The organism is Acinetobacter sp. ANC 4973, from assembly GCF_002135275.1.
In the GTDB taxonomy this organism is placed as follows: Bacteria; Pseudomonadota; Gammaproteobacteria; order Pseudomonadales; family Moraxellaceae; genus Acinetobacter; species Acinetobacter kyonggiensis.
In genome coordinates, this window is record NZ_NEGM01000006.1 from 85,600 (window position 1) to 112,029 (window position 26,430).

The following is a 26,430-nucleotide window of genomic DNA, read 5'->3' on the forward strand; positions in this document are numbered from 1 at the left end:
CCAAAAAACAAAAAAAGGAACGATAAACAGTTCCTTTTTTTGTGTCTCATATTTGAAAGACTCAATACAATTAAAAGCCTAAAGATGATTGAATTTGGGCTAAATTAGGTATGTGAAAAACTTGATCAGCCATACGCACATATTGGAATACCGTTGGATCACTTAAAGCATGTTCTTCATCAACGACTTCAGAAATACGTAAACGGATGGTTTTTGGCATCTCATTACACATTAATGCAAAACGCTGACTCACATCATCGCCTTCAATAACCAACGCAACTCCAGCTTTATGCTCAGGATTATTCACCGCATAAACCGGCAATTTAAGCTCATGCCACTCCACAAAGGACACATCTGTGGCACTATCGAGTGCCGACAAAACAATGTTTTGTGGTAATAACATCGCATCTTTACCATGACAGTCAATAATATAGGCATCAATAAAACCAGTTGATACTGTAATAAGGTGATGCAACTCTTGTTGCGTCATTTTATCAACAGCAGAGCTGGAAACACTATTTTGGCTCATTTAGTTGCCCCCTGACTGGCGTCTAACAAATTTTCAACATTACTTAGCAATTCTGCTTCTTGGAATGGTTTACCCATATAATGTGTCACCCCAAGACTGAATGCACGTTCACGATGCTTCTCACCCGTTCTTGATGTAATCATAATAATTGGTAAATTTTGATGCACCTCATGATGACGTACCAAATTCGTGACTTCAAAACCATCCATCCGTGGCATTTCAATATCGAGCAACATTAAATCAGGTTTCACATTTTCAAGTTGTTCTATCGCATCGACACCATCTTTAGCCGTCACCACATCATAACCTTGACGTTCGAGTAAACGTGAAGTCACCTTACGTACAGTCACCGAGTCATCGACAATCATAATTAAACGACGTGCATTATTGTGTCGTGATGAATCTCGCGAATCAGCAATATGTTTAATGCGTTGTGTCGCTTGAATTTGTCGAGCAATGTTTTGACCTTCTAAAATCAAACACACTTGACCATTACCTAAAATCGTTGCTCCAGCAACCACACCTACACTTGAGAATTGTTGACCAATTGGTTTCACTACAATTTGTGCACGCGAACCAATCAACTGATCCACCAACAGCGCAATGGTTTGACCACTATTCCCCTTAATTAACAATACAGGTAAAGAATGTGCAATATTGCTTAAGCGTGGTAATGGTTGATTTGAAACGAATTCAGATAAATAACGTAACTTGTAATTGGTGTTATCAATTTTAAAGAAGTCATCTTTACTATTAAAATAAGCTTCCAGAGTTGAAGGTGCAATTCGTACAATACGGTCAATTTGAGCAAGTGAAATTGCAAATTGTTGATCGCCTGCTTTCACCATCAAGGCATCACTAACGGATACAGTGGTTGGGACTCGAATCGTAAATGTTGTTCCTTCGCCAAGATTAGAGTCAACAGAAACATGTCCACCAAGTGCTTTAATTTCACTTTGAACCACATCCAAACCAACACCACGACCAGAAATTTGAGTCACTTCTTTCGCAGTACTGAATCCAGGATGGAAAATCAATTGAAGAATTTCTTGCTTATCAAGGAATTGATCCGCTTTAATCAAACCTAAGTTAAGTGCTTTTTCTTGAATCTTAGACTCATCAATCCCCTTACCATCATCACTAAAGGATACCAATACATCAGTACCTTGACGGCTAATATTGAGTTCAATATGACCGACTTCTGCTTTCTTAGCTTGCAGACGCTGTTCAGTATCTTCAATACCGTGGTCAATCGCATTACGGAGCATATGTTCAAACGGAGTGACCAAGCGTTCAAGAATCGTACGGTCCAATTCACCTTCAGTATTATTGACAATCAATTCCGTCGGACGATTGAGAGTCGATGAAGTCTGACGAACAATACGTTGTAAACGAGGCAATAAACGTGAAAATGGTACTAGTCGAGTACGCATCAAACTTTCTTGAATCTCTGCCTGAATACGTGATTGTTGTAAAAGCAAGCCTTCAGCATCACGAATTTTTTCAGCCAAAGTCCTTTTAAAATCGACCAAGTCAGATGCAGATTCCGCCAAAGATTTCGACAACTGATTTAAAGATGAATATTGATCCATCTCTAATGGGTCAAAATCAGCATAACGTGAATTTTCTGAACCATGTTTGGCAATAATTTGTGATTCTAACTCACCTTCCATTCGACGTAATTGGTCAGCTAAACGCTTCATCGCCAATTCCATCTCATTTAAGGTATTACCGATTTGACCCAAGTCCATTTCAATACGTGAACGGTTAATTGCATTCTCACCAGACAAGTCGATCATTTTTTCCACCAAATCGGCAGAAATACGGATCATCTCATTACTATTGTCTTGTTGAGAACTTAAGTCCCACTCACCCAACATAGCCGGTGGTTCAGCACCATCACCTTGAATAAACTCAAAGATTTTAGGCGTTGATAAGCTATTTGCTTGAGCCACGCGATTTGGTAATTGAGCTGTGACATTCACCAACTCAATCGACTCTAAACTTAATCTTAAACTATCAAAATTACTATAATCACGCTCAAAGATGGCCTGCTTCAACCATGAAAATGTCGTTTGTAATAATAAATCGTAAGCATTCGAATTAAAGTGATGGACTGCAAACTGTTCAAACGTAGTTTCTAATTGATATGAAATTGCCGCGACAGGTTCATTTTCAACCATACGTGCACCACCTTTAAGGCTGTGGGCTGCACGTTGTAATTGAAGAAGCAAGCTACGATCGCTTCGTTGCTCAAACCATTTTGTTAAGAACTCGTCTGTAGACTCAAGAATTTCTTCAGCTTCTTCTAAGAAAGTTTCTTCTGCAATTAAGCGAATACTTTCTTCTGGACTTTCAAAATGCGCTACATCTGCTAAAACAGGTTCTTGCTCTGTCTCAAGTGCTACTGCAAATGTTTCAATTGGTGCTTCTAATGTCTCAACTTCAGCCGCAACCATTTCAAGAGTAGGCACACCAACAAGCTTACCTTGTGCAATCTCTTGAATATTACGTAAAATTTCAATTGATTCACGGCCAGCATAGTCAATATTATTTTCACGAATAATTTGAATTCGATCCGTAACATCATCTTGTACTAAACGGACAATACTAACAAGTTGTGGTGTTACCACAATTTGTTTACGAATCACACGTTCATAAATTGACTCTAACTCATGTGAAATCAAACCAATATGAGTCGCTTGAATCATATTTGCACCACCTTTTAAGGTATGCAAATAACGCATTAAATTATTCAAAGAGGCCGTATTGGTCTGATCCTTCGCCCAAGTATTCAAATCTTGGTCAATACCGACCAATAACTCTTCGGCTTCTTCTAAGAAAATCTCCAACAAATCTGTATCAAAATCATGATTCGCATCGGCTGCATGCATTTGAGCGCGAGCAGAACGGATTTTTTGTGAAATCTGCGCAAGATCGACAACAGCCAATACTGTACTGGTCGCTACAGGCGCTTCCACCTCATCAAACTGCTCGAAATCTTGCTGCACGAAAGCAGAAAGATCATTTAATACTTTCTGAACATCAGCCGACAAAATAACACGTTGTCCAGCAGCCAACGTATCAAACAAATGGATAAATTCTTGATGCGCCTGTGCAAACAACTCATACGCATAATCAATATTTAAAAGTTCTGGCTTTAATACCAATGTTTCATAACTTAACTTTAATTCATGGGTAAATTGATGAATTCCAATCGCAGCACGATTATCCGTATGATCTAATAATTGTTGCGCTTGTTCAGTTAAAGCTTGTATATATTCTGGATATTCAACTTTTGCACGTTTTTCAAACTCGAACTCAGCATCCAATAACAAATCAATATTCAATGCAATCAGCTTAGAAACTAAGCCTTGAGGATTAACGCCTTCATCTATTTCAGTTGAAGCAAAACCGTAATTATTCCATGCATTATTAAATGTTTCATAAATTGCATCTAGTTTTTGTGTTTGACCCTGTCTTAAAATATGTAAATAATCACGTACAAACTCAGCATACTGAATGAGTAATGCCGTTTGATTCGATGTAGAAATAATATCGTCTTGTAATAGGGTTTTAAATAAATTTTCTACTTTAGTACTGGCTTCAAAAATCTGCTCAATTTGAGCCATTGATGAACTACCACGTAAAGTGTGTAAGGCACGAATAAGCCCATTATAATCTTGAGTCTGCTCTTCTTCATTTTGCAAGAACTGATCGATCGTCGCTAAATGATCTTCAGCTTCTTCAATAAAGATAGCAACTGTTTCTTCTATATAATTATTATCTTCTGCTTCAGTAGCAACTGTACTGGATTCTTCATCTTTAAATTCTAAACCAGTAATATCTTCTTCTGTCGTTAAACGTGTAGAAAGCTCCAGTAATTCTTCTAATGCAGGCTCCAAACTTAATTTTTGTTGTATTTGCTGACCCAGCAAAACCAAAGGTCGCAAATCAATATCAGCAAGCTGAACGCTCTTAAAAACTGGGTATAGCTTATATTGATAAATCTTAAATACCGCTTGAGCAAAGTATTGAACTTTGTCATCTAAAGGAATTGTACCCAAAATAGCGCGATTTAAAGTATCTTCAACAGTCCAAGCCAACTCACCTGATGATTTTGCCCCAACCATTCGCCCAGACCCTTTTAGAGTATGGAAATGGCGACGAATTGTGCTCAATGTTTCTTGATCACTTGGACTTTTAAACCATATGCTAAATAAAGTGCTTAATTCAACGAAGATCTCTTCTATTTCTTCAACAAAAATTTCTAAAATTTCTGCATCTTGATCAAGATAACTATCTTCAGGAAGCGTAGTCGTTTCAACTAAATTTTTTAATATTTCTTTCATAGCTTAGGCTTCTTACGTTTATCTGCCACCAAGAAGGGCGCTCAAACTTAATTATCACCATCACACGAGACCTAACTTTGAAGCTAAGTTCATCTTGTCGATGCTTTATCTGTGATTTATTGATGTGCCTTACTCGAAAGTAAGGCACATTACCCCATAGCTTTAGCCTTACCTTAGTCTGGTAATTTAAAGTCAGTTACAGATTCACGTAGCGATTCGGCCATATTTGCCAATTCAGATACTGAACGTGCTGTATCGAATGTTGCTGTCGTCGTTTGTGATGTAATTTCTTGTACAACATTCATCGTGGTTGCAATATGACCTGCGGAAGCAGACTGTAGTTTTGCAGCATCAGAAATGTTAGCAATCAATTTCGCCAAGTTACTCGATACGTTTTGAATTTCATCCAATGCCACGCCCGCATCTTTAGATAAGTTCGCACCACGAACAACCTCAGATGTAGTTTGTTCCATTGAAATTACAGCTTCGTTTGTATCTGTTTGAATGGTTTTTACCAGACCTTCAATCTGCTTGGTTGCTGATGCTGAACGTTCAGCTAGACGCTGTACCTCATCCGCTACCACGGCGAAACCACGACCTGCTTCACCTGCCATCGATGCCTGAATTGCTGCATTCAATGCCAAGATGTTGGTTTGGTCGGCAATATCGTTAATCAAGGCAACAATGTTACCAATTTCTTGTGAAGACTCACCCAAACGTTTAATACGTTTTGAGGTTTCTTGAATCTGTTCACGAATTGTATCCATCCCTTCAATTGAACGGTTTACAACATCAGCACCGTTGGCAGCAATTTTTACCGAACGTTCCGCAACCACCGCAGACTCTGTTGCATTCGAAGATACTTGGTCAATCGACATCGCCATTTCATTAATTGCGGCAGATGCACCCGCAATTTCTTGCGCTTGGTGTTCAGATGCTTCAGCTAACTGGTTGGTAATGCCCTGCGTATTTGCAGTATATTGTGCAACTTCTTGAGACGTATCGGTAATACGTGAAACAAGGTCACGTAATTGGTCAATCGCGAAGTTAATCGAGTCGGCAATCGCACCCGTAAAATCTTCAGATACTGTTGCGTATGAACGAAGGTCACCATCTGCTAAGTCGGCAATCTCATCGAGTAAACGTAAAATTGCATTCTGGTTACGGTCATACTCTTCTTGTAAACGTGCTACACGCTGTTTATCTGATTCACCACGTAAACCAAGTAATTTGAATACGCAGAATAAGAAACCACCTAAACATAAAAGTAAGAACAGACCTGGAATTGCAATGGTTAAACTTGAACCCACTGATAATTTATACAGGTTTGCTAACAACTCATCTGATTGTGCAAAAATTGCAGAAGATGCCTGACGTACTTTAACAATTTGTGCTGAGTTTTTAAGAATCGTTGCAGACGCTGATTTTAATACATCATCATATTCAGCCTTAATCCCTGTTAATGATTCAAGTAAAGCTGGATCAGTAATGCGTTCTACACCTAATTCAGCACTACCATTGAGCTGTGCATTCAGGTAAGAACCAAACGTTTCTGTATCGGCACTAAAGTCATCTGCTGATTCACGAGAGTTTTCACTACCCGTCAGTACCGAACTGATAGAACGAAGAATACGTTCTGCAATAAATACCTGATTTTTCGCAATAACAACCTGATTACTTGGCATATTTTGACGTGCCATTTGGTCAACCATCAAGTTATATTCAGCCTGAATACCAGGAATGGTTTCACCAATCGCAATATTTGTATCATACAGTTGGTTAATCATTTTTTGTTGCGCAGAAATTAAATCAATTTCTTCTGATACTTTTTTCCATTGCGTCTCTACGTCAACGAGTGGCTGAGTACGAGCATGAATATCTTTCACAATTTCAAGATTTTTAGTAAATGCTTCTTGAGATTTTTTTAATTTATCAATCGATTCTTTCGTACCTGATGCTGTTGCTTCAGTCGCTTGACGTGAAATCATTTGTGATAACAAACGTAAATCACCAACACTACGCGTTAACTCATTATTGCGCGGCACACTATAGAATAAGTACAATAACAGGAATATTGCTAAGACAAGACAAAAAGCTGCACCCAAAATTAATGGTTTGGACTTTTCACTGTCACCAAATACACGTGATAATTGATCTGTCTGTGATTGAATCTTAGCGAATAAAACATCACCAATCTTACGACTGCTGCCTTCACCTGTATTTTTCTTCTTAAGTTTAAAGCCCATCCAGCTTCTCCCCGACTTTCGCCATCATTCTTCAGCGCGCGACTATTAATTTATAAATTTTATAGATGCATTCATGTATTTTGGATTTTGCAATAAACGACTAAATAAGAAAACATGCCAGTGTTGATTATGTTGATAAAAATATCCCTGACAATATTCTTTTAAATTGCTGTCTAACTCACTATTTTTAGAAAAAAAACTTTTCTTATTAAAGTGCTGAATCCCTAAAACTTGATCTACAACTAAACCGACATAATGGTCATTATGACTAATACACAATACTTTCTGAGTAGGTGAAAACTGACTTCTATGCCCAGAAATATATTGAGCTAAATCAGCCACTGAAAGTAAACGCCCCCGAATATTAGCCAACCCCATCACCCATGATTGAGTATTTGGAACTGGCGTATATTTAGGTGGATAAATCACCTCAGTTACTTCACCTAAAGGGGCAACGAAATATTGCCCCATCATCTCAAAAGCAATGCCTGACCATCGGTTTACTTCATTTTCAGTTGTAACGTAGTTTTTATTACCACGTTTAGCAAGCCGAAGTAATTCGATAAATCCATTAGCTGCCATAGAGCTTATCCTGCATTGAGGTGGTGTTTAATCACATCAATTAATTGTTTTTCGTCTACAGGCTTGGTTAAATAATCACTCGCCCCTTGACGTTTCCCCCAAACTCGGTCTGTTGCTTGGTCTTTGGTACTGACAATCACAATTGGAATGTGTTTTGTCGTAGAACCACGTGCAATTTGACGTGTCGCTTGAAAACCATTTACCCCTGGCATCACCACATCCATTAACACAAGATCTGGCAGCTCTGCTTGTGCCATTGTGACACCATCAGCACCATTTGCCGCTTCTATAACTTCAAACCCATTTTTGGTTAAAATTTCTTTAAAACGGAATGTTTCTGTTGGTGAATCATCAACTATAAGGATACGTGACATGCTTGTCCCCAATAAAAATTAACTTATGCTGTTACGTGATTTCGAATTGCGTTTAATAATTCATCTTTACTAAAGGGTTTGGTTAAATATTCATCCGACCCCACAACACGACCTTTTGCCTGATCAAATAAACCATCTTTACTCGATAGCATAATGACCGGAATATTTTGATAATTTTGAGAATTCTTGATTAATGCACAAGTTTGATAACCATCCAAACGAGGCATCATAATATCGACAAAGACAATATCAGGATTTGCTTCTGCAATTTTTGCTAAGGCTTCAAAACCATCTACTGCAGTTACGACTTCAAAACCTTCACGTTGCAATAATGTTTCTGCTGTACGACGAATGGTTTTTGAATCATCAATCACCATAACTTTTAGATTTTGGAATTTATCGTCCATTTAATGACCCTTCACATTTTTTGAGTGTACAAACAATTTGAGTAGAAAGTTCTATTACAAGTTATAAACATTTTTAACATATCTTTACTTGCATTTTCAACGACCATTTTCCAAACAAAGACTCATTTTCTTGCTTTTACCACAACAGCTTCACACTTTCTATCGACCAACGATTTTTTTTTGATTCAGAATGGTTTTTTATTCTCAACTTTGAGTCTAATATACCATTTTATTACTTCAAAATAAGTAATTTAGTTAACATTACATTGGGGGATACAGTGCAAAGTCAGTTTAAACAAAAACTCGCTTTCATTGCGCAAAAAAAAATGACTAGAAAATTCATTTTTCTATTTTTAATGATTTTTCAATCTACATCTATTTGTGCTCAAACTCCACTTAAAGCAACATGGTATCGTTACTATGATACTAAAGGCGTAGCCAATATTAGTACAAATGTAACACCAAACCATATTCGCCATGGTTATGAAGCCTTAGATCAAAACATGCAAGTGATTCAGCGTAATCGTGCTTACAATAGTGAGGCCGATGTAAAAAAGGCACCCTTGCGTGCCGCACAAGCACAACAAAAATCAGCAGACTTAAAACTTAAAAAAGCCTATACCAACAGTCAAGTCGCCATTAAAAAGCGCGATGATGCATTGCTGTATATAAAAAAACAACTTGCCTTTCAACAAGATCAGTTAAAACAGCTACAAAATGATCGAATCTACTTTAAACGCCAACAAATGGAATATTTGCGTAAAGCTGAAAACACTCCGATTGCCTTAAAAAATAACTTAGATTACAACCAAAAAAATATTGTAGAAAAAAAGAAAACTATTAATTCATTACAAACGAACTATCGCAATACTCAAGCAGAGTACGACAATATTATCGCGCGTTTAAAAACACTTGAATAAATCACTTTTAGGATGGCTAAATTTACTTTTTGAGGAACTTTTCGTTCAACTACAATGACCACTTGATCCTGCCCATTTCCCTATACGGCACATTGCCCTTTATTTTAATTTTTAGTTGTATCATCAGCATGATAACAGTGTTGGCTCTCTCATTCTGGATATCTTGAATGCTGATATGATGTGGTACGTGAAAATAATAACCACTATGAGTAAATACCGCGACACAGAGCCCAGTGGGACTAAAAAATTGAACTTGTGGTATTAGCCATCGCACTGACCAGTATTGTTCTGTATCTCACTCTACTGCCATTATACCTCCCATCCCCCTTTTACCAATTGGGGATGACATTTCAATCATCACCAGTACCACATGATGGAGATGATTCCACTGGTATTAGGTTTAGGTAGAGGTGGTAAATAAAGTGCTCCTATGGCACCTGCTGTAATTGATGGTGGAATGATGTCCACACAACTCACCTTAGTGGTTATACCTGTGGTTGCCACTCACTTAAATGACCTCAAAAACGTCCATGATGCCTCAATTTTACAACGTGTCTCGCGAGTTAATTTGCAGGTAGGTGATATTATGAAATGTTCACCTCATTTTTTTATCGTATAATCTGGCTTTCATGCTTATATTTTTAGGACAGTTTCCATGCGCGCGAGTCGCTTTTTGTTTGCTACGTTAAGAGAAACCCCAAACGATGCTGAAGTTATTTCACATCAGCTCATGTTACGTGCGGGAATGATTCGTAAATTGGCTTCGGGTTTATACACTTGGTTGCCAATGGGCGTACGTGTGCTAAATAAAGTGGAAGCGATTGTACGTGAAGAAATGAACCGTGCAGGATCACTTGAAGTCTTCATGCCCGTGACTCAACCGTCAAGCCTTTGGGAAGAATCAGGTCGTTTTATTCAATATGGTCCAGAACTACTACGTTTTAAAGACCGTCATAACAATGACTTTGTACTTGGCCCTACGCATGAAGAAGTGATTACCGATCTTGCGCGTAATGAGCTGAAAAGTTACAAACAACTTCCAATCAACTTCTACCAAATTCAAACCAAATTCCGCGATGAAATTCGTCCACGTTTTGGTGTTATGCGCTCACGCGAATTCATCATGAAAGATGCTTACTCATTCCATGTCGACCAAGCATCATTACAAGAAACCTATGACGTGATGTACGATACCTATTGCCGTATCTTTACTCGTTTAGGCTTGAACTTCCGCCCAGTACAAGCGGATACAGGTTCAATTGGTGGTTCTGGTTCACATGAGTTCCATGTTTTGGCTTCAAGTGGTGAAGATGATATTGCGTTCTCAACAGAATCTGATTACGCAGCTAATGTCGAAATGGCTGAAGCAGTTCTTGTCGGCACACGTGCAGCAGCAACGCAAGAATTAACATTGGTCGATACACCCAATCAAAAAACCATTGCTGATGTCTCTGCATTCCTAAAATCAGATGCGAAAGATTCGGTAAAAGCACTCTTGGTTCAAGGCGTAGCAGATGAAAAAGGTCATGTACCTGTGGTTGCATTATTCCTTCGCGGCGACCACGAATTAAACGAAATTAAAGCTGAAAAACATGCTGCGATTGCCTCACCTTTAACCTTTGCAACAGAAGAACAAATTGCTGCGCTTGGTTTGGTGACTGGCTTTATTGGGCCACAAGGTTTGGTTGAACAAGGCTTAACGGTGATCGTTGACCGTGCAGCATCTGTACTCTCAGATTTCGTTGCTGGTGCAAACCAAGCCGACAAACATGCAACTGGCGTAAACTGGGAACGTGATGCGCAATTTACTGAAGTTTACGACTTGCGCAATGTAGTTGAAGGTGATGTTTCTCCTGATGGTCAAGGTACACTACAAATTAAACGGGGTATCGAAGTCGGTCACATCTTCCAATTGGGTCAAAAGTACTCTGAAGCACTCAATTGCAAAGTGTTAGGTGAAGATGGTAAACCGCTGGTCGTGACTATGGGTTGTTATGGCATTGGGGTAACACGTGTGGTTGCTTCTGCTATTGAACAAAACTTCGATGACAAAGGCATTATTTGGCCTACTGCTATTGCACCTTTTGACGTTGCCATTGTACCGATGAATGCCCATAAATCACCACGTACGGTAGAAGCTGCTGAAGCACTGTATGCAGAATTACAAGCTGCTGGTTATGACGTTATTTTGGATGATCGTAATGAACGCCCAGGGGTTAAATTCTCTGATTTAGAATTGACTGGTATTCCACACCGTATTGTGATTGGTGAGAAAGGCTTGGATGCAGGCACTTTTGAATACAAAGGTCGTACTGATGCTGAGTCTGTAAATATTAGTAAAGAAGAACTTTTAGCTAAAATTGCCAAATAATTCTTTAATATAAAAAATCCCGCTTTATGCGGGATTTTTTATATCTATTTCAGCACGGAATAGACTTAGCAAAATTTCACCCCACCGTAACAGTTTGGTCGGAAATTTTGCCCTTGCAGGGTCAAATTGGTTAAGGGAAAATCTAATGTCGTCGAATTCATTGGTACATTTCCTACGGCTAAATCACTACCCAAAGTACACTCAAGAAGTAAGTCGCCACATGGACGAGGATGATCAGTCAAATCTTTATTAATCCCTGCAATAGTCTGTTTCAACACCTCATTGGTAATAGCAACCTGTGTAGTTGGGCTTAAACTTCCAAGCTCTACCTCATCCTCCATCGCCAACCACCAGCCCTTATTCGCCCCAACCGCAGCACCTGACCATAAGATACTTTGTGACTGCAACGATAATGAAGCAGGATTATTTAAATACAGCGCATGAATAAGCCCTAAACTTTGATTGACGGTAATATCTGTTTTTAAACCAGTAATATTTCCAGTTACCTTTTTCTCCAATGGCAACAACCCACCTAACACTTTTGCTGTCAAGTCCCCTGCAAAATTGATTTGTCCCACTGTTCCACTTCCTTTAAGCATCACATCAGTCATTCTATTTCCAGAGACAATGGTAGAACCGATGGTAAAAGGGGCTGAGGTTGAACTAAGTTTTAAACTATAGTTATCAGAAACATAGTCTAATGTTGTAGGAATAAAGAAGAGTGTCCCCGACACCTTCCCCTTAATCTGAAGTTGCGTGTCTGCATAACTCATCGTTCTCTCAGCCGTTACAGCTATACCTGAAGCCGCTTTGGTTTTCATATAACCACTAAAACTATTTAAACCATTCGGTGTCGCACTATTTTCAGTACCAAGAGTCATTAATCCTGAAATTTTTTCAGCACTGACCCGAAAGCCTAAAACCTCACGGCTGGCAGCAGAAGTTGGATTCTTGATCGCAAACTGAATAAAGGGATTGGTAATTTTTGCTGAAGTCGCAGCTCGCTCATCTGAAGTATAGTTTGCATTTGCAGGCAATCCGCTCAATGAAAGATTATCAATATCAATATCGCATTTTCCCGCACCATTGCTCCCGCCACAACCGAGCTGAAGCTTTTTAATATTCGCATTCAGCTCCATTTCAGCATTTAAACCTAATTTATAAAATCCAATATTGGATTGGTTGTAATTTACGCCTAAGGCATCAGTCTGATTGCTACCCTGCAAATATTCCAAATTCAATAAAGCTTGACCATCCACTTTTGATAGTGCTTGATCATCCAAACTCGTCATCGCATAGGTCATTGTGGTTAAACTGAAAGCTGAAGCAGCCATGCTTGCTATTATTGTTTTTTTCATTATATTTCCCTGTATTATAATGATTTATCTAGGTGTAATCCCAAAAGTACTGCGCATTGCTCCACCTGTAATCGCAAATTCAGCCACTTTTTGCATACTACCTGATGGAGACATGGCCATTTCAGCTCGGAATACACGTCCTACATTTCCCGCATCAATTTGCGCTTTCGTCAACAATGTCGATGGATGATTGAAATTTATTTTATTATCCAAAACCACGGTATCTTTTTTGACCTGAATTGCTGATTCAAGACCAACATGACCTTGCATTTTATTTAAATTGACACTTGTCGAAGCAATAGACTGATTGCTTTTCACATCATCGGTAATAAAGCTCACATAACTCCCCAATACAGATTGATTATTTTTTTCTGCTGTCGTTAAGGGATTAAATTCAAAATTTGCTTTTAGACTTAAAAAATTAGTATCAGGTGTTGTTGAAGAATTCATCTCTGGAATAATAAATAATTCACCTTTACCATCGAGTTTAAAAGCGATTGAACTTAATACATCATCTTTACGGGCAAAATTATCGATTGGAACAACTTGACCACACTTATTAGAACCACTCTGACAGTTATATAAAGAACCTGGCAGTTGTCCTATTGCAATTTCGGCTTTTGCTGCAAATAATAAATTATCCGCTTTAATATAAATACCATCATTTTCAAAACCAATAACCCCATCTGATTTTAAATATGAATCAATATTTCTTAAGCCAGCATAATAATTCACTTCTTCATTATGTAAACCTTGAGCCCCATCCACAATAATAATAGAAGTTGTACTGAGTGCATTGGTTTTTTTATCAATACCATAGCCTTCTGTCGACATGGCCAAATTATAACCTAGACCAGATTTTGTCGTATTGTTATAGCTATAATTCTGAGCAAATAATGCTAAATTTGCATTTAAATTAAAGATAGGTAAACCAATTCCCCATTCCCCAGATGAACTTGTAATTTCAGCAATTGAGTTATCAGAAATAAAACGGGCTTTACGTGCAATTGCTTGAAAATCCATGCCACGAATGGCAATTAAAGCGACATTCTGCCCCTTATCTACTGGCACCATGTCATATTTTAAATCTGTACTCGCAGCACCAAGCACTTTTTTGACATTTTCATTAACAATAAAGCTCAAGGTTTTAACTTGTGCTGTATTGATATAAAGATCACCAAAATCAATATATGCATTACGCGTATTCAGATCTGAAACAACAGTCGAATTACGGATGGTTAAAGGTGATAAGTTCGAGAACTCAACGGCATAACTTCCATGCCCAGTATGTCCAATTTCTAAAGTCGTAGGATTATCATTAACCCCTAATAAAGCATTTCCTTTTCGGGTAAAGTCGGCAGAAACGCCCATATGTAGACCACCAGCACCCGCAAACTCATAACCTGTCGCTGTTTTTGTGGTTTCTGTGAGATTTGCTGATTCCCGATTAACAGAGTTAAATTCCGCAAGACCTGCCTGATTTGCATTAAAAAAGACTTTACCATTGGTAACAGCACCCGATGCCCCCATACGAATGATATTTTTCTGATTGCTAGGATCTGATCCATAACGTAAATCAATATTTACACCAGGATTTTTTGCCCCCGTCCGACTTGAATCAACATCCGTTAAGTCCGTTACCCGAGCTAAATTTACAATATGATCCGTTTGACCATCTTTACTTTTTGTGGTTAAAGCAATTCCCTCATCTTGGTCTAGATACAAATAACCATCAGCAGAAAAATTGAAATTGAAATCTTTTAAGGTTAACGATTGCCCATTTAAACCATAACCAATACTGGCATTTTGCAATTGGAAATCTAAATGTGCTATTTCATCACGATTAAACAAACCAGCAGAAGTTTGCAGATAAATCTGTAAAGGCGAAATCGTTGAAAGACTTAATGAGCCTAAATTTTGTGAAGCAGTGGTACAGTCAGCCGCTCCACACAGTAACATCAATTTTTCAATCGTTGCTTGAAAGGGTGAAATACTGGCTTGAATTCGGATACCCGCACCACGGTCTGTTTTTCCGACATCAAAATCAAGGGTACTTTTAATGGTACTGTTATCTAAGCCTTTCACTTCAACATTATGAAGTCCTAATTTCATACTGCCAGTATTGCTATAATCTATCCAATTGACTTGATCAACAGTGACCTTAGACACCTCATGAGTAATGGATATTCCATCTTGTCCTGTAACAGTACTCAGTGAAGAATCATTTAATTGCTCTAATGCATGACTATGTTGTGCTAAAAAAATACATACGGTAAGTAACTTTAATTTTGTTATTTTTTTCATTTTAACATCCTTATTTTTTGAAAATTTTATTTAGCAACGGCTGCTTGTTGTTCCTGCACAGTTATAACTAAAGATTTTCAAATTACCTGACATATGCAAATTCCCATGCACATTCACCCCCATAAATCCTGTTTCAGCACCTTGGTCAAAACTAGGGACTGCATTTCCATTGTTATAGGTGGTATAGGTATTTTTATTTAAATAACCCTCTTCACCATTACTTTCAACAGCTAAACTGGAAAAACCTAAATTACGTATTTTTAATGGCTTATCATCATAAAATGTCAGGTTCATCGCCGTTTGTGGATTACCATCTTTATTAATAATGGTAGAACCATCTAAAGAAAATTTATCAATTTGAATCGTGCCTTGGATTTGCTTAAAAACCAACCATTTCTTATTGTCTACACCATTCACTTTTTCAATATGATTATTTGGAGAGAAGGCAAAACGACATAAAACATTAGCTACACAATCATACTGATAATATGCACCAGTGATATTTCCTGCATTAATAAGCGCAAGATTAGAAATATCTTTTTTACTCATATCATTCGCATATTGATGGTTTAAAGACAATGTCCAACTCAAATCTGCACCGCCCTGCCCAGTCACATCTAACAATTCTGCATTATCGAGACCGACCAATTCTGCGTGAACCGTACAAGTAAGTAATAAAGCAACAGAAATAGCTATTTTATTTAACATTTCAATTTCCTATAAACCTGTAGTTTTAAACTTAAGATGTTGAATCAACACACCATCTATTACAACAGAACCCAAGTTCACTGCCGTTCCTGTAGGGCTTCTAAATACAACGCCCGTGGCATCTGCTCCAGTATTGGCTTTTAACAAGTTAGTGGTGGGATCACGCGTTACACTCCCAATGGAAATACTACTATGCGTTGCATTATTTCCTTGATAGTTAATGGTGCTTGAGCCAGAGGTCAGTGAAGAAGCATTAAACCCACAAACGTAGACATTACAAGTAGACCCTTGATACTCACTGGCCGCAGATAAACTGCTATAAGGCACATCATAATTTGTATAAATTTTCTTATAAATATTAGGGACATTTGGTATACGGGTAACTTCTAAAATAATATTGTTGCCTTCAGACCCCAATACAAAGGGCTGATACATATTTCCTAAAACTAAATTAATATTCGGACTATATAAATACATGCCTTCTTTATCATTAAATAAAGGGGCCTCTGAATTTTGTTGTAATGCGGGCGTCGAATATGTTCCATCATTTGTCGTTGCTGTACTTAGGCGAATGGCTTTTGCATCTAAACCTGCATCAGTAAATTTTAGGTTTGCAGGATCATCATTGGTATTCAAACGTAAAACACTGGCCATTCCCAGAGTTTGATTATGTTGAGCTGTTGTTGATGGCATGGTTTGGAAAAGTCGTATTTGTGAACCACTCAAACTTAGCCCATTTGCAACATACTGTAATCTTAAACGCTGATTTTTGTCTAAATCAACATCATTGCTAGGATCACCCGCAACTGGTTTTGCAACTGGCGCGCCTGTAATCGGATTAATGGCATTACTTGAGTTCCAACTACGCGAAAATGCATCTAACCAGAAACCTAACTTAATATTATTATCGCTTTCGTCTGCAGTGACTTGAGCTAACGGCGCCTCTAAAGCTAAATAACTAATATCTCCTGCAGCATTACTACTCGAAAATTGTTGAATATTATTTGCTGTACCTGCACGAAATAACCAAGGATTAATAGAACTTCCCCAGTTAAAACCAACATTACTAAAACGCTGGTTTAAATTACTATTACTCGCAGATAGCGCTAGACCATAAATAAAAATATCTGCTTTGGTTCTTTTCGCTGCGGCTTGAGCAGCTGTTAATGTGAGGTTGGCATAATTTTCACCAGTCGGAATAATACGTATAAAACCAGTATCTTTTTTCGATGCTTGGAGTAAGGCGGAAGAATCGGTTAAAACACCATAACTTGAGGCGGTCGATAAATCATTGGCACCCTGAAAAACCATTTTGAAATTTTCAGGTAATAGTGCCATGCCCTCACCCGTTGTGTCTGCAAGGTGATCATCTGACAAAGATTCAAGCGCATAAACTGATTGGCTCATCAAAACAGCAATTACACTGGCCAAACAAGACTTTTTCAATCCTGTATTCCAACTTTGAGTCATCACGACCTTCCTTTTTTATCAGATGCTCCGCATCATTATTTTCATTTCGTCCTAAGCTTGGTACGTCAAATTTTTATTTATTTGTCATGACAACAATATTCTGACCAAGTTTGTACAACTTTTTATTATGCTGAATATTTATTCAATTGCAAAAAAAACTGGGTAAATGTAAGGAGTTTCCGATGAATGAATCCCACAAAAAATAAGCGGACCAAAATGATCCGCTTATTCAACTCTTTATACTATTTATGCTTTCGGCAAAGTCACGCCTGTTTGACCTTGATATTTACCACCACGGTCTTTATATGAAGTTTCACATACTTCATCAGATTCAAAAAATAGCATTTGCGCCACACCTTCACCCGCATAAATACGTGCAGGTAAGTTGGTTGTATTTGAAAACTCTAAAGTAACATGACCTTCCCATTCAGGTTCAAGTGGTGTTACGTTCACAATAATACCGCAACGAGCATAGGTTGATTTACCTAAGCATACCGTCAAAACATTACGTGGAATACGGAAATATTCGACCGTACGTGCTAAGGCAAATGAATTTGGCGGAATAATACACACGTCAGATTCAATATCAATAAAGCTTTTATCATCAAAGTTTTTTGGGTCGACAATTACTGAATGCACATTGGTAAATACTTTAAATTCACGTGCGCAACGTACATCATAACCATAGCTTGAAACACCATAAGAAATGAGTTTTTCACCCGCGTCATCATAGCGAACTTGGTTTTCTGCATACGGTTCAATCATGCCGTGATTTTCGCTCATTTCACGAATCCAACGATCAGACTTAATTGCCATTCTTTCTATCCAAAAATAGTTAAATCAATTATTGCGCTGTACTTTAACTGAAATCGGCTGCAATGGAAATGATGATCAGGCGATGATGTCATTTTTTACCAAATGTGTATTTTCATCGCCTTATTTTAAAGACTTAAAAGAGCAGAATAACTCAGTGGAATAGAGAAACTAATCAACACCAAAGATGCGGTTTTTTGTAAGTTCGATTGATTTAACCAACGTACTTTATTCGAGGCTAAAATAGAACCGATAAACGTCCAAAACAACGCAATTGGCGCAATCAAAAGTAAAAACAGCCCCATATGCACTACATAAGCCTGCATAGTCAGCCAAGCTGTAGTTGGGAAAATAGCAGACGCAAAAAGTAATGCTTTAGGATTGAGTAAAGTGGCACAAAACAATTCACGTGCACGAATGGTCGGCTGGTTATAACTGGCTTCTATATCCGCTGTTTTCCAAAGTTTAATCGCAAGAAAAATAATATACAGCGCACTTAATAGCTTGAGTAATATCGGGATAATTGGGAATTGGCTTGAAACTGTACCAATAATCATCCCCCAGACAGTGATTGAAATCAAATAACCGATTGATTCTGCTGGAATAAGTCGTAATGATTGGCGCACACCTACCTGTATACCAGAAGATGCAAGCAATGTATTTGTTGGGCCAGGTGTCAATAAAATAGTCACCACCAAACCAATGAACAGCCATGAAATCATATGCGACCTCTCTATATAGAGTGCGCGAAGAGTAAATCACTTTATTATACTTAGCAAATATGAAATTTTACACCTTATCCAAAACACCCAAACTACTCATAAAAATATATAAAAATTAGCAATTTAGACAAATATATTCAATATAACTTAAGCGTCATTTGTTAATAAAAATTTCGACTCTCACATTTAAAGCCCTCAATGCGCTACATTAACCGATAGTTAAACTGTTACTCAGTGCTCTATTCAGGCACAATATTTCATTACTTAAGCATCCTACTTTTATGGCAAAACAGTTCTTTCGGTCATGGCTTCCTTCTCCCGTTAAAATCTCAGAAATGAAGCTGATGAAGGTTTTTGGTCAACGTACCTTAAATCCTTTGCTATGGTATGTGAACAGAAAGTCCATTTCAAAAGCCATTTTTATTGGCACCTTTTGGGGCATGTTGCCTTTGCCTTTTCATAGTATTTTAATTGTTTTGACAGTATTATTTTTTGAAGTCAATTTACCAATTAGTTTATGTCTCGCTTGGCTCACCAATCCTTTTACACTCATCCCTATTTTATATATTGGTTTTTGGTTAGGGGCTCAGGTTTTTCAGGTCAATATGATTAATCAAGATATGATCTTGGGTGTTTTACACCAAATCAGCCACTGGATTACTCATTTTGGTCATGGACATATCGACTTAAGTTTGGCAAAAATTCTATTGTTAGGTTTAGTGTTAGAAGCATTCATTTTTGCCATTATGTTATTTGTCATTACTCGATTATTTTGGCGATGGAGCATTATTCAGCATTATAAACGTCGTCGTTATATCAAATAATCAAGTAAGCTTTAGATAAGCGAATCTCTTTATTCCTGTTATGACAACCATTTTAGATTTCAGCATTTTCCCTCGTCATCCTTGTTTCATCACACTTTATAAACGATAAAAATAGATATACACATCATAAAAAGCCCAACCGAGGTTGTAATACCAGTCAGTTAAGGGTTTTAAAAATAAAGCCCTTAGTTTTTAGTTGTTCATGACGGAGTCTTATATTTTTAAATCATATACTTGGAGCTCATCTATTACTTTGGATAAGCCCAAATGAGAAGCCTCAAAATATATTTTGAGTTCGCAAGAAAGGCATCTTGCGGCGCAATGCGCCTCACCACAAAACTCGTCAAATACCTTTTATTGATTAATTAATCACAGAAACCTTACTTTTTTAAAATAGTTTTGCCTCGAACAGTTGCGGATGACGTTTCCGCGTATCGAATAACATCATGAATTAAAAAAATAAAATGCCAGTCAATTTCTGAACTGACTGGCATTAAACCGAAGTTGAGCTTTTTAAATCATCTTTTCAGTGTCTTTTAGAAAATTCGATTCTGAGGTTTTTCCGCTTTAGGCAGTTGGTCTATAATTTTTTGCGCAATAGCAAGATAGCTTTCTGCCGCATCATCACCAGCAACCACAGACGGTTTACCAGCATCTGCATTTTCACGGATTTTCACATTTAAAGGTAAGCGTCCAAGCAAAGGAATTTGGTACTGTGCTGATAATTTGTCACCGCCACCTGTACCAAAAATCTGCTCTTCATGACCGCAATTTGAACAAATATGGGTCGACATATTTTCCACCACACCCATGACCGGAATTTGAACTTTATTAAACAGTTCAATGCCTTTAATGGCATCCATTAGTGCCACATTTTGTGGTGTTGTCACAATGACAGCACCCGTCACAGGAATACGTTGTGCCAGTGTCAATTGAATATCACCTGTCCCCGGTGGCATATCAATCATTAAAACATCTAGATCTGGCCATAAGGTTTGGTTAAACAATTGCATCAATGCGCCTGTTGCCTTTGGACCACGCCAAGCCACGGGGGTATTATTATCTCCCGTTAAATGCCCAATCGACAAAACAGCCATGCCGTAAGCTTCAATCGGAACAAAATTTTCCGCTTCGATCATAGGAGTACGGCCTGCATTTCCCAACATGGTTGGAATACTTGGCCCATAAATATCGGCATCTAAAACACCCACTTTTAAGCCCAATTTTTGTAATGCCAAAGCCAGATTTACTGTTGTCGTCGATTTACCTACACCACCTTTACCCGATGAAACCAAGATGACATTTTGAATACGTGGATGCTTAGGCACATCTCTTTGTTGTGGTGCTGGTTTTTGAATAGGTGGATTGTTTGGGTCTTCATCTTGCGGTTTTTTAATTTCAGCTTGGGCTGTTTTAGCTGAAGCATCCACCACAGGTGGAAGTTTTGCAGCTTGAGGTGCTGCCGCTTCAGATGGTGGTTTACTAGAACAACTATGCCCTTCTTTGCCATGATCATGCGTGGAGCAACTTTCTCCGTGTGCATGTTTTTGTTGAATCACGTGCATATTCAGTTCTTGGATGCCACATTTTTCCAATGCATCAGCCAAATCATCATGAATTTTTTGCAGTTGATCCGCTTCGGCAGGATAAGTATTAATGGTTATTTGTAATACTCTTCCTTCAACATTCACTTGGCTAATTCGATCCTTCAGTGCATGGTTTGAATCTGGCAATAAATAGCCTTCTAGCACAGTTTGGATTTCGTCTTCCTTCACTTCCTGCGAGGGCGAAAAAACAGATTTAAGCGAAGAAAGCCATGACATACGTTTACTCCAAGTACGGACATACAACTGAATGTCATAGTTTAGCTTTAAATGCAGCGAAGGTTAAGCAAAGTTCTCCCTAGCTTGCTGAATGTTGCTAAAAAACCAACCCAATTAGTTGGTTTTAAGCAAAAACACTTAGATTTGAAAAAATTTCGCCTATTGATTAACAATACTTTATACAAAAGTCGATTTTTCACTGCTGATCATTACAGTTAAATACCCCTCATAAAGCGGTAATATCCCATTAAATTTTGGCTAAAATATCTGAATAACAATACTCCAAACGTGTAGATATGTAGTTAGACCTAGACATCCACAGCTTTGTTTCGTTCCTATACCTCTATTTAAACAGGCATTCCTTCTTCGGCGGTAAAATGAATGTCAAAAGGTTTATTGGTAATAAAGAGCATTAACACATCATTATCACTACGTGCGCCATGAAACATCACCGAACCTTCTGGAAACCAGACAAAACTCCCCGGCCCAAACTCACCCTCACTGGTGACTAAATGCCCCTCTAATACATACATGCCGTGCGCACAATGATGCCAATGCTCCACGGTTCTAAACCCTGCTGGATAACGTAATTTCCAAATCATCATGCCTGTATCTGGGTCCTGTAAACATGTTTTGACAGGCAGCGCATCATTTAAAAAGGGAATCGGAATAAATTCCCACGGCATGGTATTAGTGTTTACCACAAAAGGTTGATCCGCCATTCTTCTGTTCCCTGAATTCATTATTTATAAATTTTTAAAAATGAAATGACCTGATCACATCTCTATGATCAGGTCATCAAAAATCAGCCAATCTTAATAATCGGTTTAAGGGTAATCCCTTTTTGGCTGTCTATAGCGGCTTGATTGATGTCATCAAAAGCATAGAACTTTACCAGCTGATCAAACGGAAATTTACCTTGTTGATATAGCGTGACTAACTCTGGAATAAATTTCTTCGGTGAACCACTGCCTTCAACCACGCCAAGAATGGTTTTTCCGCCCAACAATAAATCATTCACATCAAACTGAGCCGTTGTCCCTAAAGGTGGTGCGCCAACAACCGCGATTTTGCCTAAAATACCCAGTGCATCAATACCCTGTTTTAAGATTTCAGGTCGTCCAGTGGACTCAAGGGCAAAGTTAATCCCGCCACCCGTAATTTCCTTGATGACTGCGACAGGATCTTGCGTTTTACTATTGATGACATGGGTTGCACCCAATTGTTTTGCCAGTTCTAAACGAGATTCGACAATGTCGACAGCGATAATGGTTGAAGCACCACATACTTTTGCCGCAAGCAATGCGCTTAAGCCAACAGCACCCGCGCCCCATGTCACAAAGCTACTGGCAGGCGTTACTTTTAAAGCATTGATACATGCGCCAGCACCTGTTTGAATACCACAGCCTAAAGGCCCCAATAACTCAATCGGGACATCTTTGGTGACTTTAACTGTATTATTTTCACGGCTTAAGGCATAAGTTGCAAAAGAAGACTGAGCAAAAAAGTGATCGTGTACCACAGCATGATCATGGGTACAAATTGCACTGTGCCCTTCTAGGTCAGCGCCACTAAAGTTGCGGCCAAAAAACTCTGAACAATAGGCCGGATTGCCTGTATTACATTGCGTACATTTACCACAATAACCATAGGTTAAAACCACATGATCGCCGACTTGAAGGTCAGTGACATTCGGCCCTATTGCCTCAATAATGCCCGCCCCCTCATGCCCAAGAACAGCAGGCAGTGGTACAGGATAATATTGATCACGGACAATTAAGTCGGTATGACACATGCCTGTGGCGACCACTTTCACCAGTACTTCATCGCCTTGAGGCTGACGTATTTTTAGCGCTTGCAATTCAAAGTCTGCGCCTTTACATGCCGTCACTGCGGCAACAATGTCTTTCATTTCGTTCATACGATTACTTCCTGTAATTAGTGATTCAATTGATTAAAAAGGATAATGTGGCGCTTGCGCCTGTACGGTCATCCATTGCCATTGGGTAAATTCATCCGCATTGGCAGGGCCGCCTATGCGTGTTCCATTTCCTGATGAGCCAAAACCACCAAATGGATTGACCGTTTCGTCATTCACGGTTTGGTCATTAATGTGTAGTAAACCAACATTGAGCTGTGCACCAAGCTGCATACCTCGTCCAACATTCGAAGTAATAATGCCTGCGGAAAGCCCATAATCACCGTCATTGGCTAACTCAATCGCCTGTTCATCTGTGCTAAAAGGAATGAGCACAGCAACAGGGCCAAAGATTTCTTCACTAAAAATGGGGTTATCTTGGCTCACATCGGAAAGAACTGTCGGCTGGAAAAATACGCCATCGGCATGTCCACCAATTTCCAGTGTTGCCCCTTCTGCAACCGCAGCATTGACCAATTGTTCTACACGCTGCGCTTGTTTGGCATTAATCAGAGGGCCAATGGTGACCTGACTTTCACACGGATTACCCACGACAAAGTTCTTCACTTTTTCAATCACACGCTGTTTGACTTGCTCATAAATTTTTTGATGAATCAAAATTTTTCCTGAAGTCATACAAATCTGCCCTGAATGCAAAAATGCACCCCACGCAATATTTTCGGCAGCCAATTCAATATCGGCATCATCTAGAATAATCAGCGAGTTTTTACCGCCTAACTCTAAAGATACTTTTTTCAAGGTTTTCGCGGCATTGGCACCCACAATACGCCCAACATCTGTTGAGCCAGTAAACTGAATACTGGCAATATTTTTATCTAAAGTGAGCGATTCCCCGACTTCGGCACCACCCGGTAATACATGTAAAAGACCTTTTGGAAGTCCTGCAAGTTCAAAAATACGCGCAATCGCATAACCGCTACACACGGCTGTGCGTTCATCTGGTTTAAGCACCACCGCATTGCCCAGTGCCAAAGCAGGTGCAACGGCACGTAAAGCTAAATAGAGTGGAAAATTAAAAGGTGAAATGACCCCAACCACACCTAAAGGTACGCGTTTGGCGATGCTTAATTTGCCATTTTGTGTCGGCAGTAATGTGCCCTGTTCAGCCGCAGGCAAACCTATACAATGTTTAAGCACTTGAATCGAAATACTGACTTCAAAGCCTGCTTTAAGTTGTAAAGAACCACTTTCTTTCACTAACCATTCAATGACATCTGCTTGGTTTTCTGTGAGTAAAGTGGCTGCTCGTTCAAATACTGCCTGACGTTCTTGATAAGACAAAGACCACCATTGTTTTTGTGTCGATTTCGCTTCTTTCGCAGCACTTACAACCTCTGCTCCAGAGGCATAACCAATTTCACCTAGTTCTTGACCTGTAGCCACTTCAACCACGCTATAAGTTGCTTGAGCTGGCTGCCATGAACCATTAAATAGTTTTTTATCCCAAATCTCTTTTGCTAATATAGACATCATGACCTCTTAAAATTTAGTGAGACAATTCATTTATTGTTCAGATTTTATAGTCGCAAAACTGAAACAATTCATGTGTTGTCATACACCATGCTTTGAATTAAAAAATGTAAAAAAGTCGAAAATTCAGTCCTAAATCTTTTTTAAAGCCGCTTTCGACCTGAGTGTCTGAAACCAACTGCGCACTCAATTGAGTTCTTGAATTAATCATTTGCTGGAACTCAAATCGAGCTTGTTGTTTTTCCATATTCTGTTCAAGCGAGATGCCATCAAGGGACTGATCGCCACCATAATTTGCGGCATAACCCAAGGCAATCCGTTGCTTGGCATTCAGGTCATAACGTAAATTGACCTGTGTTTGATAACTGGTGTCTTGAGACAACGTCTGATTGCCACTACCCGCTTCATCATTGTCGCCATACCAAATTGCATCTTGATAAAACTCAAAGCCTAATTTGCCATAAAGCGGTTGTACCCAAGCCAATTGCAAATCATATTTAAAGCGGTTTTCACCCAAATTGACGGCATCATTTTTATCGTATTGCCCAAGCGGCAAATAAATAAATGGCGTTACTGCAAGATAACGACCCGAAGCGCCTTGTTCAGGTTGATTGATGAACCAAAAAGCGGAAGCAATGATGGGATCTGCAAAAGCCGATGCATTGTTTAAATGCGCATCAGCAATTTGAGTATTACGCACCGATCCAAAGGGAATAACCACTTGCGGGGTCGCTCGTAAGCCTGCGATATCGGTGTAATGAATAAACCGTGCAATCCCAATATCAGATGTAGACTCGGCAGGGGTTTTATGACCATTTTGATAATAGCCATCCATTTCACCATGTTGATAATAAAAAACCCCAACATTGGTTCCACTCGGTAAAGCCGTATAATCCCCCGCATTCACATCAATGGCATGACTATGTTGTGCGAGTAAACCACTCAGTATGAGAAGTAACGCATTTTTATTCCTAAAATGCATAATATGTTTCCTTTCATTCAAATTATTCTTAATGACTCATCTCTTTTTTGAACTTTTAATGGCAGTTAAATCCTTTGAACCTTTGCCAAAAATCATCCAGAGTCCTTCTTCATCGAGTATGAGCAATAGAATAATTGCAGTTTACATGCCAAGAATTTAAATATTATTAATCAATATCTTATAAAAATAACAACTCACCCATGTCCATAAAATGGACACAATAAAAAAGTGACTGT

General features: G+C 38.7%; 21 protein-coding genes. 4 read left to right on the forward strand and 17 right to left on the reverse strand.

Annotation, left to right across the window (positions count from 1 at the left end):
• Positions 1–70 precede the first annotated feature (70 nt).
• The 6 genes from B9T30_RS09645 to pilG form a co-directional block, all read right to left on the reverse strand.
• Complete coding sequence (locus B9T30_RS09645) at positions 71–529, reverse strand: hypothetical protein (protein WP_086184786.1); 459 nt, start codon at positions 527–529, stop codon at positions 71–73.
• A complete protein-coding gene (locus tag B9T30_RS09650) occupies positions 526–4,881 on the reverse strand; it encodes an Hpt domain-containing protein (RefSeq protein WP_086184787.1) in 4,356 nt (1,451 codons plus the stop codon). The genes B9T30_RS09645 and B9T30_RS09650 overlap by 4 nt, the downstream gene beginning before the upstream one ends.
• Positions 4,882–5,054: 173 nt before the next feature.
• Positions 5,055–7,127 carry a methyl-accepting chemotaxis protein gene (locus tag B9T30_RS09655; RefSeq protein WP_086184788.1) on the reverse strand — a complete coding sequence of 691 codons (2,073 nt, stop codon included), beginning with the start codon at positions 7,125–7,127 and terminating at the stop codon, positions 5,055–5,057.
• A gap of 45 nt (positions 7,128–7,172) precedes the next feature.
• Positions 7,173–7,709: a chemotaxis protein CheW gene (locus B9T30_RS09660; RefSeq protein ID WP_004648140.1), complete on the reverse strand. Its 537-nt coding sequence runs from the start codon at positions 7,707–7,709 to the stop codon at positions 7,173–7,175.
• Between the two features lie 5 nt (positions 7,710–7,714).
• Entirely contained in the window at positions 7,715–8,083 is a 369-nt protein-coding gene (locus tag B9T30_RS09665) for a response regulator (RefSeq protein WP_086184789.1), read from the reverse strand.
• Positions 8,084–8,106: 23 nt separating this feature from the next.
• Complete coding sequence (pilG, locus tag B9T30_RS09670) at positions 8,107–8,490, reverse strand: twitching motility response regulator PilG (protein WP_004648137.1); 384 nt, start codon at positions 8,488–8,490, stop codon at positions 8,107–8,109.
• A gap of 326 nt (positions 8,491–8,816) precedes the next feature.
• Between pilG and B9T30_RS09675 the strand changes: the two genes are divergently transcribed.
• The 3 genes from B9T30_RS09675 (at position 8,817) to B9T30_RS09685 (ending at position 11,781) form a co-directional block, all read left to right on the forward strand.
• The gene (locus B9T30_RS09675) at positions 8,817–9,410 is read left to right on the forward strand and encodes a hypothetical protein (protein ID WP_086184878.1); all 594 of its coding nucleotides are present in this window, start codon (positions 8,817–8,819) and stop codon (positions 9,408–9,410) included.
• A gap of 430 nt (positions 9,411–9,840) precedes the next feature.
• Complete coding sequence (locus tag B9T30_RS09680; RefSeq protein WP_086184790.1) at positions 9,841–10,029, forward strand: hypothetical protein; 189 nt, start codon at positions 9,841–9,843, stop codon at positions 10,027–10,029.
• A 36-nt stretch (positions 10,030–10,065) separates the two neighbouring features.
• Entirely contained in the window at positions 10,066–11,781 is a 1,716-nt protein-coding gene (locus B9T30_RS09685) for a proline--tRNA ligase (protein ID WP_086184791.1), read from the forward strand.
• A gap of 65 nt (positions 11,782–11,846) precedes the next feature.
• Here B9T30_RS09685 and B9T30_RS09690 read toward each other — a convergent pair whose 3' ends face one another.
• The 6 genes from B9T30_RS09690 to B9T30_RS09715 form a co-directional block, all read right to left on the reverse strand.
• Positions 11,847–13,139, reverse strand: coding sequence for a hypothetical protein (locus B9T30_RS09690; protein ID WP_086184792.1), 1,293 nt, complete (start codon positions 13,137–13,139; stop codon positions 11,847–11,849).
• Positions 13,140–13,163: 24 nt separating this feature from the next.
• A complete protein-coding gene (locus B9T30_RS09695) occupies positions 13,164–15,443 on the reverse strand; it encodes a DUF6160 family protein (protein ID WP_086184793.1) in 2,280 nt (759 codons plus the stop codon).
• A gap of 30 nt (positions 15,444–15,473) precedes the next feature.
• Entirely contained in the window at positions 15,474–16,151 is a 678-nt protein-coding gene (locus tag B9T30_RS09700; RefSeq protein ID WP_086184794.1) for a hypothetical protein, read from the reverse strand.
• A gap of 9 nt (positions 16,152–16,160) precedes the next feature.
• Complete coding sequence (locus B9T30_RS09705; RefSeq protein ID WP_086184795.1) at positions 16,161–17,621, reverse strand: hypothetical protein; 1,461 nt, start codon at positions 17,619–17,621, stop codon at positions 16,161–16,163.
• A 246-nt stretch (positions 17,622–17,867) separates the two neighbouring features.
• A complete protein-coding gene (gene dcd / locus B9T30_RS09710) occupies positions 17,868–18,437 on the reverse strand; it encodes a dCTP deaminase (protein ID WP_004648130.1) in 570 nt (189 codons plus the stop codon).
• 125 nt (positions 18,438–18,562) lie between these two features.
• On the reverse strand, positions 18,563–19,156 hold the full coding sequence (locus B9T30_RS09715; protein WP_086184796.1) for a LysE family translocator: 594 nt from the start codon (positions 19,154–19,156) through the stop codon (positions 18,563–18,565).
• A 281-nt stretch (positions 19,157–19,437) separates the two neighbouring features.
• Between B9T30_RS09715 and B9T30_RS09720 the strand changes: the two genes are divergently transcribed.
• Entirely contained in the window at positions 19,438–19,980 is a 543-nt protein-coding gene (locus tag B9T30_RS09720) for a DUF2062 domain-containing protein (RefSeq protein ID WP_086184797.1), read from the forward strand.
• Positions 19,981–20,516: 536 nt separating this feature from the next.
• On the opposite strand, the gene apbC is transcribed toward B9T30_RS09720, so the two are convergent.
• The 5 genes from apbC to B9T30_RS09745 form a co-directional block, all read right to left on the reverse strand.
• Positions 20,517–21,803, reverse strand: coding sequence for an iron-sulfur cluster carrier protein ApbC (apbC, locus tag B9T30_RS09725; protein ID WP_086184798.1), 1,287 nt, complete (start codon positions 21,801–21,803; stop codon positions 20,517–20,519).
• A 347-nt stretch (positions 21,804–22,150) separates the two neighbouring features.
• Complete coding sequence (locus B9T30_RS09730; protein ID WP_086184799.1) at positions 22,151–22,525, reverse strand: cupin domain-containing protein; 375 nt, start codon at positions 22,523–22,525, stop codon at positions 22,151–22,153.
• An 83-nt stretch (positions 22,526–22,608) separates the two neighbouring features.
• Positions 22,609–23,724: an NAD(P)-dependent alcohol dehydrogenase gene (locus B9T30_RS09735; protein WP_086184800.1), complete on the reverse strand. Its 1,116-nt coding sequence runs from the start codon at positions 23,722–23,724 to the stop codon at positions 22,609–22,611.
• A gap of 33 nt (positions 23,725–23,757) precedes the next feature.
• Positions 23,758–25,212: a benzaldehyde dehydrogenase gene (locus B9T30_RS09740; RefSeq protein ID WP_086184801.1), complete on the reverse strand. Its 1,455-nt coding sequence runs from the start codon at positions 25,210–25,212 to the stop codon at positions 23,758–23,760.
• 100 nt (positions 25,213–25,312) lie between these two features.
• On the reverse strand, positions 25,313–26,194 hold the full coding sequence (locus tag B9T30_RS09745; RefSeq protein WP_086184802.1) for a transporter: 882 nt from the start codon (positions 26,192–26,194) through the stop codon (positions 25,313–25,315).
• Positions 26,195–26,430 lie beyond the last annotated feature (236 nt).